At 71.7% G+C, this 14,088-nt stretch carries 10 protein-coding genes; 8 read left to right on the forward strand and 2 right to left on the reverse strand.

Translation table 11 applies throughout. The features are described from left to right. Positions 1–69 precede the first annotated feature (69 nt). Both H9I38_RS04180 and H9I38_RS04185 read left to right on the forward strand, forming a co-directional pair. Positions 70–1,326 (forward strand): L,D-transpeptidase, encoded by a 1,257-nt coding sequence (locus H9I38_RS04180; RefSeq protein WP_226337494.1) that lies wholly within the window; start codon positions 70–72, stop codon positions 1,324–1,326. Next, positions 1,323–2,012, forward strand: coding sequence for a TIGR01906 family membrane protein (locus tag H9I38_RS04185; protein ID WP_226337495.1), 690 nt, complete (start codon positions 1,323–1,325; stop codon positions 2,010–2,012). The genes H9I38_RS04180 and H9I38_RS04185 overlap by 4 nt, the downstream gene beginning before the upstream one ends. On the opposite strand, the gene H9I38_RS04190 is transcribed toward H9I38_RS04185, so the two are convergent. Continuing rightward, positions 1,942–3,723, reverse strand: a complete 1,782-nt coding sequence (locus tag H9I38_RS04190) for an AMP-dependent synthetase/ligase (RefSeq protein ID WP_226337496.1) — start codon at positions 3,721–3,723, stop codon at positions 1,942–1,944. The genes H9I38_RS04185 and H9I38_RS04190 overlap by 71 nt on opposite strands. A gap of 25 nt (positions 3,724–3,748) precedes the next feature. Beyond that, entirely contained in the window at positions 3,749–5,203 is a 1,455-nt protein-coding gene (locus H9I38_RS04195; RefSeq protein WP_226337497.1) for a dolichyl-phosphate-mannose--protein mannosyltransferase, read from the reverse strand. Positions 5,204–5,271: 68 nt separating this feature from the next. On the opposite strand from H9I38_RS04195, the gene rsmI reads away from it, so the two are divergent. From rsmI to H9I38_RS04230, 6 genes are all read left to right on the forward strand, one after another. Continuing rightward, positions 5,272–6,132 carry a 16S rRNA (cytidine(1402)-2'-O)-methyltransferase gene (gene rsmI, locus H9I38_RS04200; protein ID WP_226337498.1) on the forward strand — a complete coding sequence of 287 codons (861 nt, stop codon included), beginning with the start codon at positions 5,272–5,274 and terminating at the stop codon, positions 6,130–6,132. A gap of 150 nt (positions 6,133–6,282) precedes the next feature. Next, positions 6,283–7,785, forward strand: a complete 1,503-nt coding sequence (locus H9I38_RS04205) for an NAD-dependent succinate-semialdehyde dehydrogenase (protein WP_226337499.1) — start codon at positions 6,283–6,285, stop codon at positions 7,783–7,785. 19 nt (positions 7,786–7,804) lie between these two features. Then, complete coding sequence (locus tag H9I38_RS04210) at positions 7,805–8,722, forward strand: TatD family hydrolase (RefSeq protein ID WP_226337500.1); 918 nt, start codon at positions 7,805–7,807, stop codon at positions 8,720–8,722. A 102-nt stretch (positions 8,723–8,824) separates the two neighbouring features. Then, on the forward strand, positions 8,825–10,123 hold the full coding sequence (locus tag H9I38_RS04215) for a G5 domain-containing protein (protein WP_226337501.1): 1,299 nt from the start codon (positions 8,825–8,827) through the stop codon (positions 10,121–10,123). A gap of 9 nt (positions 10,124–10,132) precedes the next feature. Then, positions 10,133–12,094, forward strand: a complete 1,962-nt coding sequence (locus H9I38_RS11050; protein WP_413463514.1) for a 4-(cytidine 5'-diphospho)-2-C-methyl-D-erythritol kinase — start codon at positions 10,133–10,135, stop codon at positions 12,092–12,094. A 24-nt stretch (positions 12,095–12,118) separates the two neighbouring features. Further along, positions 12,119–13,963 (forward strand): ABC-F family ATP-binding cassette domain-containing protein, encoded by a 1,845-nt coding sequence (locus H9I38_RS04230; RefSeq protein WP_226337502.1) that lies wholly within the window; start codon positions 12,119–12,121, stop codon positions 13,961–13,963. The last annotated feature ends 125 nt before the right edge of the window (positions 13,964–14,088 follow it).

The following is a 14,088-nucleotide window of genomic DNA, read 5'->3' on the forward strand; positions in this document are numbered from 1 at the left end:
CGCGCGAGAGGGCGCGTCCGCCCAGCGGACAGTGTGCTTGCACGGAGACGGGGGTCATACAATGGGCGAATGGTCTCATCCACTTCCCCGCATTCGACCACCGAGGACAGCACCGCCTCGTCCTCCCCGTCCGGCGCCTCGCGCGGCTCCCGCGTCGCCCGGCGCTCTGTCCTGCTCGGCCTGACCGGCGCCCCGGCCGCCTTCCTGGCCGCCTGCTCCGGAGGGCAGGGAGGCGCTGAGGGCGGCTCCTCCCCGAAGGGCTCCGCCAAGACCTCGCCGAAGCCCGCAGGCCCGCCGAGGGTGACCGTGGAGCCCGCTGCCCAGACGCAGCAGGTCAACCCGGTTCAGCCCGTCATCGTCCGGGTCTCCAACGGCGCCCTGTCCGCGGTCACCGTCAAGGACGCCGCCGGCAAGGAGGTCAAGGGCCGCATCGCCGAGGACAAGGCCTCCTTCAAGACCAGCTCGCGGCTCGAGTTCGACTCCCGCTACACGGTCTCCTACACGCTCGCCGGCGGCCAGACGGGTACCGCTGAGTTCTCGACGACGACGCCGCCGATGCAGATGGACGCCTACGCCTACCCGGGCAAGGGAGCCACCGTGGGCATCGCACAGCCCGTCGAGATCACCTTCTCCGAGCCGATCCTCAACAAGAAGGCCGTGGAGAAGGCCATCGAGATCGAGTCCACCTCCGGCCAGAAGGGCCGGTTCTACTGGCTTTCCGACACGAAGGCCCGGTACCGCCCCGAGAAGTTCTGGGCGCCGAACTCGACCGTCACGATCAAGTTCCGCATGTTCGGCGTTGACGTGGGCAACGGCATGATCGGCAACTTCGACGCGGACCACGTCTTCCACGTCCACAACGACCGTCACGCCGTGGTGAGCGACAAGGACCTCATGCTCCGCTGCTACATCGACGGCAAGCTGGTCAAGACGTTCCCCACCACGCTCGGCAACCCCCGCTGGCCGAGCGCAGACGGCATCTTCCCGATCATGGACCAGCAGCAGCGCGTCTGGATGAACGCGAGCACCATCGGGCTCAAGAAGGGGGACCAGGACTACTACGACTCGAACTACTACTACTGGGCCTCCCGTCTGACGAGCACGGGCATCTACGTCCACCAGGTGGCGGAGAGCCTCCGCACCGCGCTGGGACGGGACCGCGTCTCCCACGGCTGCGTCAGCCTCCCGGAGGAGGGCGCCAAGTGGATCTTCGACAACTTCGACCCGGGCGACTACATCGAGGTGCGTGACACCGGCAATGGCACCGCGAGCATGGACAAGGGCTTCATGGACTGGAACGTCCCGTGGAGCGAGTACGGCACGTGATCGGCCGGCGGCTCGGGGCGGCGGTGATCGCTGTGGCCTTCCCCGTGGCCGTCCTCGGCCTCGGGGTGCGCGCGGCCATGAGCCACGCCTTCCTCGCGTTCGAGTACGGGCGTCCGGGCTTCCCTGCGGACCAGTTCGGCTTCAGCGCGGATGACCGGATGCTGTACGGCTCGTACGGGCTGGACTACATCCTCAACGACGCCGGCCCGCGCTACCTCGGGGACCTCGTGTTCCGCAGCGGCGAGCCGGTCTTCACCGCGGGGGAGGTGAGCCACATGACGGATGTCAAGCACGTGCTCGGCACGGGGCTGGACGTCGCGCTGTGGCTCGGCGTCGCGGCCGTCGTCGTCGCGCTCCTCATGCGCTCGTGGCGGCACGTGGCCGCGGGGCTGCGCTGGGGCGTGGCGCTGACGGTCCTCGGGATCGCGGTCATGGCCGTGGTGGCCGCGACGGCGTGGGAGAGGTTCTTCGCCTGGGTGCACTCGCTCTTCTTCGAGTCCGGCACGTGGACGTTCTCCGTGAACGACACCCTGATCCGGGCCTACCCGGAGCAGTTCTGGCGGGACGCGGCGCTGCTCATCGCGGCCGTCGTCGTCGCCTGCTGCGCTCTCGCGCTCATCGCTTCGCGTAGAGCTCCGCGATCCGGTCCGCGAAGTCGTCGAGCACGACGTTCCTCCGAAGCTTGAGGGACGGCGTCAGGCGGCCCGAGGACTCGTCGAAGGACTCGTTCGTGACGATGAACTTCCGCACGCCCTCGGCGCGGGAGACGAGCTCGTTGGCGTAGTCCACCTGCTTCTGGAGGACCGCGCGGATGCGCTCGTCCTCCACGGCGTCCTCGGGCGAGATCTCTCCGCCGAGCTCGGACGCGCTGAAGGTCTTGAGCCCGTCCGGGTCGAGCGCGATGATGGCGCCGACGAACGGCTTGTCATCCCCGATGAGGACGGCCTGGTCCACGATGGCGTGCTCCCGGATCCGCTCCTCGAGCGGCGTGGGCGCCACGTTCTTGCCGCCGGCGGTGACGATGAGGTCCTTCTTGCGGCCCGTGACCGTGAGGTAGCCGTCCTCGTCGATCTCGCCGAGGTCCCCCGTGCCGAACCAGCCGTCCGTGAATGCGCCGTCTGTGGCCTCGGGGTTGTTGCGGTAGTCCTTGAAGATCCCGACGCCCTGCGCCATGATCTCGCCGTCCTCGGCGATCCGGATCCGGGTTCCCGGCATCGGCCGGCCCACGGTGCCGATCTTGACGAGGCCGACGGGGTTGACCGTGAGCGGCGCCGTGGACTCGGTCAGCCCGTAGCCCTCGAGGACCACGATCCCGGCGCCCCGGAAGAAATGCGCGAGGAACGGGGAGAGCGGGCTGGCGCCGGAGACCGTGTAGCGGACGCGGCCGCCGAAGACGGCGCGGATGCGCCGGTACACGAGGCGGTTGAAGAGGGCGCGCCGGGCCCGCAGCAGCGGGGACGGCCTCTGCGCCTTGGACCAGCTGACGGCCGTCTGGGCTGCGGCCCGGAACAGCCGTCCCTTGGCGCCGGACCCAGCCTGGGCCTCGGCGGTGGCGTAGATCTTCTCGAAGACGCGGGGAACGGCCAGGAGGAACGTCGGCTTGAAGGCCTGCATGTCCTCGACGAGCGCCGCGGCGCCGGTGGCGTGGAGGAGGGTGATGCCCCGGTCGATGCAGACGGTCTGGACGCAGCGGGCGAGCACGTGGGCGAGCGGCAGGAACATGATGCTGCGCGCGCCTTCCTCCTTGAGGAACTCCGGGAGGAACTCGGCCGCGTTGACAGAGACGACGGCGAAGTTCCGGTGCGTGATCTCGCAGCCCTTGGGGCGGCCCGTGGTCCCCGAGGTGTAGACGACGGTGGCCACGTCGTCGAGCCCCCGGCAGGAGCGGGCGCGCTCGAGCTCCTCGTCCGAGACGCCCTCGCCGAGCGCCGTCAGGGCGTCGAGGTCCTCGAGCTGGAAGATCCGGGGCGCGTCCGTGCCGTTCGAGGCGGCGGCGGCGCGGACGACCCGCTCCTTCTCGTCGTTCTCGGCGAACGCGACGCCGATCCGCGAGTCCTCGAGGATCCACGCCGTCTGGTGCGGGCTCGAGGTCTCGTATACGGGCACCGTGACGGCGCCGGCGAAGAGGACGGCGAAGTCCGCCACCGTCCACTCGATCCGCGTGGAGGACATGACGGCCACGCTCTGCCCGGGCGTCACGCCGACGGCGATGAGGCCCTTGGCGACGGCCCGGACCCGGGCGAGGAACTGGTCCGCGGTGATGTCCTCGTAGCCGCCCCCGGCGGCCTTGCGGACGAACAGCACGCGCTCCGGGTCAGCGTCCCGGCGGCGGAGGAGGAGGTCTGAGATGTTCCAGGTGTCGGGCAGGTCGGCGGCGAGCGGCGTCGAAGATTCCATCACCTGTGAAGTCTAGCCAGTCAGGCTAGATCCAGGAGTCGAACCACATGTGCCGCCGCCACTCGGCGTAGTCGATCGTCTGCCCGGTCCAGAGGGGCCAGAACCAGACGCTCACGGCGGCCGCCGTGAGGACGAGCGCCCCGGCGGCGAGAGCCCAGCCGCGCCGCTGCGCCCGGGTGCGGCTGCGGGCGACGGCGAAGGCGAGCGCGTACACGAGGCAGAGGATGAGCCACGGCTCGAACGAGACCGCGTAGAACGTGAACATCGTGCGGTTCGGGAACGCGAACCAGGGGAGCAGCCCCGCCGCGAGCCCCGAGAGCGCGGCTCCCGCGCGCCAGTCCCGCCGCAGCGCCCACGCGAGGAGCACGACGACGAGGCTGAGCGCGGCCGCCCACCAGATGACGGGGTTGCCCAGGTCCGTGATGGCGGCGGAGCACTTGGCCGCAGTGCACCCGTTCTGGCCCGCCGCGTGCTCCTGGTAGTAGAAGGAGGTGGGGCGGCCCTGGAACAGCCACGTGAAGGCGTTGGCGGAGTACGGGTGCTCGGCCGAGAGCCCCTGATGGAAGCCGTAGGCGCTCGTGTGGTACTGCCACAGCGAGACCAGCCAGTCCGGCAGCGGCGCCGAGCTGCCGCTCTGAGCAGCGACCTGCCGGCCCCAGCCGCCCGAGGTGAGGATCCATCCGAGCCACGTCGCCAGGTACACGGGGAGCGCGACGGCGACCGTCTGCCAGAGCGCCGAGGGGACGTCCGCCGCGGCCGTGCGCAGGACGGGGCGGGGCTGTCCCAGCCTCCTGCGGCGCTCCAGGTCCCAGAGGACTGTCATGAGGCCGAACACGGCGATGAAGCTGAGCGCCGACCACTTGACGCCGAGGGCGAGGCCCAGGAAGACGCCCGCGGCGATCCTCCACGGCCTCCAGGCGGGGCCCGCCGCCCCGGCGTCCGCCCGGTCCCGGTCCCGCAGCAGGGCCCAGAAGGCCGCGAGGAGGAAGAGCGCGAGGAAGACGTCGAGCAGCGCCACGCGCGACATGACGAGGTGCATGCCGTCGATCGCGAGGAGGAGGCCCGCGACGAGCCCCCACACGTTGCTGCGGAACAGGCGGCGGGCCGTCACCGCGAGGAGCAGCACCGTCACCGAGCCCGCGAGCGCGGGGACGATCCGCCAGCCGAGCGCGTCCTGCATCCCGAACACCGCCAGCCCGAGCCCGATGAGCCATTTGCCGAGAGGCGGGTGGACCACGAACGCGCCGTCCGGCTGCATCCCGGCGTCGCTGCCCGCCAGCCACAGCTTGTCCGCGTCCTGGCTCCAGGAGCGCTCGAACCCGGAGTGGATGAGGGCCCACGCGTCCTTGGCGTAGTAGGTCTCGTCGAAGGCGAGGGCATGGGGGCTGCTGAGGCCCACGAGGCGCAGGACGGCGCCGAGCGCGACGACGACCGCGTACGCGGCGATCCACGAGCGGCTGAGCCGGGGCAGGGGTTTCACCGCACCATCGTAGGCACACGGGCGCTTCTCTCGGGGCGGCGAGCCCGCTCGGGGGCTAGGGTGAGGGCATGAGCGCACACTCGAGTCAGCACGGACGGATCGTGCTCGCGGGCACGCCCATCGGGAACCTCGGGGACGCGAGCCCGAGGCTGCGGGAGATCCTGGAGTCCGCCGACGTCGTCGCCGCCGAGGACACGCGGATGTTCCACCGCCTCCAGTCCGCGCTCGGCATCGAGGTCCGCGGCCGGGTCCTCGCGCACCACGAGCACAACGAGCAGGCCTCCGCGGAGGGTCTCGTCTCCATGGCGGAGCAGGGGAGCGAGGTGGTCATCGTGACGGACGCCGGCATGCCCGCGGTCTCGGACCCCGGCTACCGGGTGGTCAGCCTGGCGGCGCAGCGCGGGGTCATGGTGACGAGCGTTCCCGGCCCCTCGGCGGTGCTCGCGGCGCTCGCGGTCTCGGGGATCGCCTCGGACCGGTTCGCCTTCGAGGGGTTCCTTCCGCGCAAGACCGGGGAGCGGCGCCGAGTGCTGAGCGAGCTCGCGGCGGAGCAGCGCACGCTCGTCTTCTTCGAGGCGCCCCACCGGATCGACGACATGCTCGAGGACCTGGCCCTCACGTTCGGGCCGTCCCGCCGGGCCGCGGTGTGCCGCGAGCTGACCAAGCTCCACGAGGACGTGGTGCGCGGCCCCCTCTCAGACCTGGCCGAGTGGGCGAGCCGGGACGGGGTGCGCGGGGAGATCGTCGTCGTCGTCGAGGGCGCGGAAGAGCAGAATGCGGCGATGAGCGGGGACCTGCTCGCGGACGTCGAGGCGCTCGTGGCCGCGGGCCACCGGCTGAAGGACGCGTGCGCCGTGGTGGCCGAGAAGCACCGGCTGCCGAAGCGCGAGGTCTACGAAGCGGTGCTCGCCTCGCGGGGGAGCGCGTAGGCGCGCTGCGGAAGTGCGTGAGCACAAAGACCCAGCCTTGCTTCTGTACTCATGCACAAGACGCAGCGCTCCGAGCCTCCTAAGCTCTCTGACAACGGCTTCGGCTCTGCCGGAGCAGCCGCCCGACCCACCCGCATGAAGGAGCACGCCATGACTGACGCAGCCACGCCCTCCCAGGACGCCGAGCAGCGCCTGCTCGAGTCCGTCCCGTCCAAGCTCCTCATCGGGGGCCAGTGGACGGACGGCTCCGAGGGGGACACCATCGAGGTGGAGGATCCGGCCACGGGCAAGGTCCTCAAGACCATCGCGAGCGCCTCGCCGGAGGACGGCGCCAAAGCGCTGGACGCGGCCTGCGCCGCTCAGGAGGAGTGGGCCCGGACCGCTCCCCGCACCCGGGCCGAGATCCTGCGCAAGGCGTTCGACCTGCTCCAGGAGCGCAAGGAGGACTTCGCCCTCCTCATGACCCTGGAGATGGGCAAGCCGCTCGCCGAGTCCCGCGGAGAGGTGGCCTACGGCGGCGAGTTCCTCCGCTGGTTCTCCGAGGAGACGGCACGGATCTCCGGCCGCTACGCCACCGCGCCGGACGGGGCCAACCGCCTGCTCGTCAACAAGCGCCCGGTGGGCCCGTGCCTGCTCATCACGCCGTGGAACTTCCCGCTGGCCATGGCCACGCGCAAGATCGCGCCGGCCATCGCGGCCGGCTGCACCATGGTGCTCAAGCCGGCCACGCTCACGCCGCTCACCTCGCTGCTCTTCGCGGACCTCCTGCGGGAGGCGGGACTGCCCGACGGCGTTCTCAACGTGGTCACGGCCAAGAGCGCGTCGAAGGTGACGGGGCCGCTGCTCAAGGACTCGCGTCTGCGCAAGCTCTCCTTCACGGGCTCCACCGAGGTGGGCCAGCGGCTCATCGCGGACTCGGCCCAGCGGGTGCTGCGCACCTCGATGGAGCTCGGCGGCAACGCGCCGTTCCTCGTCTTCGAGGACGCGGACCTCGAGAAAGCGGTGGAGGGCGCCATGCTCGCCAAGATGCGCAACATGGGAGAGGCCTGCACCGCGGCCAACCGCTTCATCGTCCACGAGTCCGTGGCGGAGGAGTTCTCGGCAAAGTTCGCGGAGAAGCTCGCGGCCCTCAAGGCCCTCCGGGGCACGGACAAGGCGTCCACGCTGGGCCCGCTCGTGGACGCGGACTCGCGCGCCAAGGTGGAGGAGCTCGTCCAGGACGCAGTCGACAAGGGCGCCACGGTCCGCACCGGCGGCAAGGCCGTGGAGGGGCCGGGCTACTTCTACGAGCCCACCCTGCTCACGGACGTCGCCGAGGACTCCCGCGTGCTCACCGAGGAGATCTTCGGCCCGGTGGCGCCGGTCATCACGTTCTCCACCGAGGCCGAGGCCGTGGAGAAGGCGAACGCGAGCGACTTCGGCCTCGTCTCCTACGTCTACACGCAGAGCGTCAACCGGGCCTTGCGCATGGGAGAGCGCCTCGAGACGGGCATGCTCGGCGTCAACGCCGGTGTCGTCTCCAACCCGGCGGCGCCGTTCGGCGGCGTGAAGATGTCCGGCATCGGACGCGAGGGCGGCTTCGAGGGAATCGAGGAGTACCTGAGCACCCAGTACGTGGGCATCGCGGACCCGTGGGCGGACGCAGAGTCCTGAGGCGGATAGTCTCGGAGGCATGTGCCAGTCAGACGTTCCCCAGGCCTACCGGTTCGATGACGGGGTGGACCCCGAGGAGCTGACCTCCAAGGAGCGCAAGGCCCGGCGCCGTCGGGAGTACCCGCCGGCGCCGGAGCCGTTGCCGCGCCCGCTCATCGACAACCACACGCACCTCAGCATGCGCCCCCATCTTGCGCAGGTGACCGCCTCGCAGGCGATGGACGCCGCGGAGGCCGTGGGCGTGACGCGAGCCGTCCAGGTCTCCTTCGACCTGGACTCGGCCCGGTTCACGCGGGACGCCGTCGAGGCGGAGCCGCGGCTGCTCGGCGCCGTCGCCATCCATCCGAACGACGCGGCCGAGCTCGGCGCGGAGGGGACGCTGGACGCGGCCATCGCGGAGATCGAGGAGATCGCCGAGCACCCGAGGATCCGGGCGCTCGGGGAGACGGGGCTGGACTTCTTCCGGACCGGCCCGGAGGGCGTGGCGGCCCAGGAGCACTCCTTCCGGGAGCACATCCGCATCGCGGAGAAGCTCGGGAAGGCCGTGCAGATCCACGACCGCGACGCGCATGAGGACGTGGTCCGGATCCTCGAGGACACCCGGCCCAGCGTGCCCGTGGTCTTCCACTGCTTTTCCGGAGGGCCCGAGCTCGCTCGCATCTGCAACGAGCGGGGATGGAGGATGTCCTTCTCCGGGACGGTCACCTTCAACAACTCGACGGAGCTGCAGGAGGCCCTGTCCATCGCCCGGAAGGACCTCATCCTCACGGAGACGGACCAGCCGTTCCTCACGCCGCACCCGTACCGCGGCCAGCCCAACGCCACGTACATGACCCCTGTGACGGCGCGCTTCATGGCGGAGCACCTCGGCATGGACCTGGGGGAGCTGTGCGACACGGTCTGCGCCAACACGGAGGCCGTGTACGGGCAGTGGTGAGCCTCCGAGCCCCGTCGCAGGGAGGCTCGTCACGGTCGGGGGACGCCCTCGGCGGCCGCGGAGGCCGTGCGCTCGATTGACGCTTCTTCTACCATGGGGTATATGAGCCATCGAACAGCGGCCGGACGGGGGCGCCCCGCCTGGGCCAACCGCCGCCTTCTGCCGCAGTCCGCCGTGATCGTCGGACTCGTGGCCTCGACCATCGCCTACATCCCGGTGGGCAAGCCCGCCGTCTCGGCGCTCGGGGGGTCCGGGGCCGTCGTCGCGGAGGCCCGCAGCGTGTCCGTCATCGTCAACGGCGAGACCCGGACGGTGAAGACCCGCGCCCAGACGGTCGGAGGCCTGCTGGACGAGCTGGGCTATTCCGGGCATGCCGTTCCGAGCGTGCCCGAGGAGACGCGGCTGGACCGCCTCTCCTCCCCGCTCAGCATCGACCTGGCCCGTGAGGTCACCATCGTCTCGGGCGGAAACTCCTTCCAGGTGTTCACCCGCGTGGCCACGGTGCGGGAGCTCCTCCAGAAGACCGGACTCGAGCTCAACACGCAGCTCTCCGAGTCCAAGGGCGTGTTCGAGACGACGGCCGTCTATGACGGCATGACCGTCTACGTGAAGAAGCTGGACCTGCCGCTCTCCGTCAAGGAGGACGAGCAGATCCCGTTCGCCTCCGAGCAGTTCGTGGACCCCTCGATGGCTCCCGGAACCCGGCGCGTCATCCGTCCCGGCAAGGTGGGCCAGCGGGTGCGGATCTACCGGGTGGAGGCGTCCAAGAACGGAAGCCTCAACCGCGTCCTCGTCTCGACCAGCACGGTGAAGAAGCCCGTGGCCGAGCAGATCGCCATCGGCGTCAACGGCGGCGGGATCGAGGCGGCCGGGTCCCACCCGACCCTCTCGGACTACCCCGGAAGCCGCCCCCAGCAGAGCCAGGGCTCGGAGAACAGCTCCAGCAGCAGCCCGAGCTGGTCCTGGTCTCTCCCCTCCGGCCCGCAGTCGGACAAGCCGGGCTCGGGCGCCACCGGCAACCCGAACTCTCCGTGGACGTGGGGCCAGTATCCGGGACGCCCCAACACCTCCTACCCGACCGTGACGCCTCCCCCGAGCCCGTCCCGGCCTCCGTGGCGCCCCACGACGCCGCCGACGGGCGGAGGCGGAGGCGGTGGCGGCGGGGGCGGACCCGCGGGACCGTCCACGAAGCCTCCGGCGTCCACGCCCCCGGCCACGAAGCCGCCTGCCACGAAGCCTCCGGCCACCAGTCCGCCGGCCAGCACGCGTCCGCCTGCCACGCCGACGCCGCCGTCGAGCACCGGTGGCGGAGGAGCCCCGAGCCCCACGCCCTCGGTTCCCGCCCAGGGGTCCTTCTGGAACCCGGGCACGGCTCCGTCCTCGCCGCCCGCCTCCCCGTAAACTGGGGGCGTGACTGCCGACTCCCTGCCCCTGCTGTCCGCTGCCGACATCCGCCAGCTGGCGGCGGAGCTGGATGTGAGACCCACCAAGACACTCGGGCAGAACTTCGTCATCGACCCGAACACGATCCGCCGGATCGTGGACCGCGCCGAGCTGGCCTCGGACGAGTGCGTCGTGGAGGTCGGCCCGGGGCTCGGCTCCCTCACGCTCGGGCTGCTGGACGCGGCCGCGCACGTCGTCGCCGTCGAGATCGACCCGAGGCTGGCCGGACGCCTCCGCCAGACGGTCTTCGAGCGGCGTCCGGGGCGGGAGGAGGACTTCGACCTCGTGCTCTCCGACGCGCTCCACGTGACCGAGCTCCCCGCGGAGCCGACGGCGCTCGTGGCCAACCTGCCCTACAACGTCGCCGTGCCCGTCCTCCTCACCATGCTGGAGCGCTTTCCGGGCCTGCGCCACGGCCTCGTCATGGTCCAGGACGAGGTGGCGGACCGCCTCGCGGCAGGTCCCGGCAGCCGCACCTACGGCGTCCCGAGCGTCAAGGCAGCGTGGTACGCCCAGGTGGACAAGGCAGGCGTGATCGGCACCAACGTGTTCTGGCCCGCCCCGAAGATCCACTCGGGCCTCGTCCGGTTCGTCCGCCGCGAGCCGCCGACGACGCGCGCTTCGCGCGACGAGGTCTTCACCGTGGTGGACGCGGCGTTCGCCCAGCGCAGGAAGACCCTCCGTGCCGCGCTCGCCGGCTGGGCCGGGTCCGGCGCCCGGGCTGAGGAGGCCATCCGGGCCGCCGGTGTGGACCCCAAGCGCCGCGGAGAGACGCTGACCATCGAGGAGTTCGCGCGGATCGCGGAGCACGGGCCCGGGGCGCGCGGATCCGGCGAGCAGGGTTCCGGAGAGCACGGAGCCGGGGCGCACGGTTCAGGCGCGCACGGACCCGCCGCGGACGCCTCGCCGTCGGAGGAGGCGCCCGAGGCGTCGTCGGGTCCCGTGACGGCGCTCGCGCCGGGCAAGATCAACGTGGGCCTGCGCGTGGGGCCGAAGCGGGCCGACGGATACCACGGCCTCGCCTCCGTGTTCCTCGCGGTCTCCCTCGAGGAGAAGGCCGCCCTGACCGGTCGCCCCTCGCGGAGCGTGCAGCTCGAGCTGGATCCCGCCTCGGACAGCCGCCTCGGTCTGGACGGCGTTCCGCTGACGGAGGACAACGTGGCCTGGAAGGCCGTGGCGGCGGTGGCGGACGCCGTCGAGGCCCAGCGGGAGAGCGCTGACGGCGGCGCGGGGAGCGGGACCGCATCGCAGCCGATCCCCGGGGACGCGCCTTCTCGCCTGAGTATCCTCAAGCGCGTGCCGATCGCCGGCGGCATGGGCGGCGGCAGCGCGGACGCGGCCGCAGCCCTCGTGGCGGCCAACGAGGCTGCCGGACGGCCGCTCTCACCGCAGGGCCTGCACGAGGCGGCCGCGCGCATTGGCGCGGACGTGCCGTTCGCCCTCCACGGCGGTGCGGCGGTCGGCCTGGGGGTGGGGGACCGCCTCGCCCCGGTGGCTTGCGAGCGCCCCCTCTATTGGGTGCTCGTGCCCTCCGACCGCGGGCTCTCCACCCCGCAGGTCTTCACCCGCCTCGACGAGCTGCGGGCGGCCCGCGGCGAGGAGGCCGAGGAGCCGGCCGGCGCCGATCCGGCCCTGGTGGAGGCTCTGGCCGCCGGAGATCCGGAGCGCCTCGCGACTCTGCTCCACAACGACCTTCAGGAGGCCGCCCTCGACCTCGCCCCCGAGCTCGGCGAGGTCCTCGCCGCCGGACGGGAGGCGGGCGCTCTCGCGGGCATCGTGTCCGGGTCCGGGCCCACCGTGGCGCTGCTCGCCGCGGGGCCCGAGTCTGCAGACCTCCTCGCGGCGAGACTGGCTGAGCGCGGATGGGACCGCGCCGCCGCCGTGGCCGGGCCCGCTCCTGGCGCGCGGCTCGCCGACTCGGCCCTCTGACACCCCCCCGACGAAAGGACCCCCATGGCCCACCTCCTGGGCGCCGAGAGCGTCTCTGTCTCCTTCGCCACGCGCACGGTCCTCGACGGCGTGACGATCGGCCTCGACGAGGGCGACCGCGTCGGCATGGTCGGCCGCAACGGCGACGGCAAGTCGACCCTCATGCGGCTCCTCGCGCAGCGCCAGCAGCCTGACTCCGGACGCGTGACGCACCGAGGCGGGCTGCGGGTGGGGTATCTGGACCAGCAGGACGTCCTCGATCCCGAGTGGACGGTCCGGTACGCGCTCGTCGGCGATGCGGCGGACCACGAGTGGGCCTCCGATCCGCGGATCCGCGACATCATGCGGGGGCTCGTCGGCGAGCTGGACCTCGACGCCGCCGTCGGCCGCCTTTCCGGCGGTCAGCGCCGCCGCGTGGCGCTCGCCCGCCTCCTCGCGGGGGACCACGACGTCGTCATGCTCGACGAGCCCACCAACCACCTCGACGTCGAGGGCGTCGCCTGGCTCGCGCAGCACGTCAAGCGGCGCTGGAAGGCCGGCGACGGCGCGCTCCTCGTGGTCACGCACGACCGCTGGTTCCTCGACGAGGTCTGCACCATGACGTGGGAGGTCCACGACGGCACGGTGGACCAGTTCGAGGGAGGCTACGCTGCCTACGTCCTCGCCCGGGCGGAGCGGGACCGGATGGCCGCCGTCGTCGAGAACAAGCGCCAGCAGCTCATGAAGAAGGAGCTCGCGTGGCTGCGGCGGGGCGCTCCTGCGCGCACGTCCAAGCCGAAGTTCCGGATCGACGCCGCCAACCAGATCATTCAGGACGTTCCCGAGCCGCGGGACACGGTCTCCCTGCGGAAGATGGCCACGGCCCGCCTCGGCAAGGACGTCTTCGACGCCGAGGACGTCTCCCTCTCGCTCTCCGGCAAGACGGTCTTCGACGATGTGACGCTGCGCCTGGCCCCGGGGGAGCGCGTCGGCGTCGTCGGGGTCAACGGCGCGGGCAAGTCCTCTCTTCTGCGCCTCTTCGCGGGTGAGATCGAGCCCGATTCCGGGCGGATCCGCCGAGGCAAGACCGTGGTGCCCGCGGTGCTCACCCAGGAGGTCCGGGAGCTGGACGCGGTGGCGGACCTGCGCGTCATCGAGGTCATCAAGCGGGAGCGGCAGGTCTTCGAGATCGGCGGCCGGGAGGTGACCGCGGGGCAGCTCGTGGAGCAGCTCGGGTTCACGCGGGAGAAGCAGTGGACGCCGGTCCGGGACCTCTCGGGCGGCGAGCGCCGGCGGCTCCAGCTGCTGCGGCTGCTCGTGGGCGAGCCCAACGTGCTCATGCTCGACGAGCCCACCAACGACCTGGACACGGACACGCTCGCGGCCGTCGAGGACGTGCTGGACTCCTGGCCCGGCACGCTTGTGGTGGTCTCGCACGACCGGTACCTGCTCGAGCGCGTCACGGACCACCAGGTGGCGCTCCTCGGCGACGGGAAGATCCGCGCGCTCCCGGGAGGCGTGGAGCAGTACCTCGAGCTGCGGCAGGCGATGGAGACCGGCGCCACGCTGCCGAGCGGCTCCGAGGGCGCGGCAGGCGACGACGGCGGCGGCCGGGGCGCGGGCACCGCCGGATCCGCTGCGCAGACCGCATCGAGCGGACCGAGCGAGGCGGAGCGCCGTCAGGCGAGGAAGGACGCGGCCCGGCTGGAGCGGCAGCTCGAGCGGGCGGAGGCCGCGGAGGCCAAGCTCCACGAGGAGCTGGCCGAGCTCTCCCACAGCCAGGACTACGAGGGCCTCAACCGGGTCAACGCGGAGCTGCGCGACCTCGTGGCGAGCAAAGAGGAGCTGGAAACCCTCTGGCTCGAGGCGCTCGACACGGCGGGGGACTGACCCGCGCCGCTCCTCTGACCCGCACCTCTGTACCGTGACGGCCCCCGCCGGGTGCGCGTCTGCGGGATCACATCCGCAGGTCCTCGTCGCCGGACCATAAAGCCGTAGAGTGTTTTGCATCTGTT

It is taken from the genome of Arthrobacter sp. UM1 (assembly GCF_020483305.1).
In the GTDB taxonomy this organism is placed as follows: domain Bacteria; phylum Actinomycetota; class Actinomycetes; order Actinomycetales; family Micrococcaceae; genus Falsarthrobacter.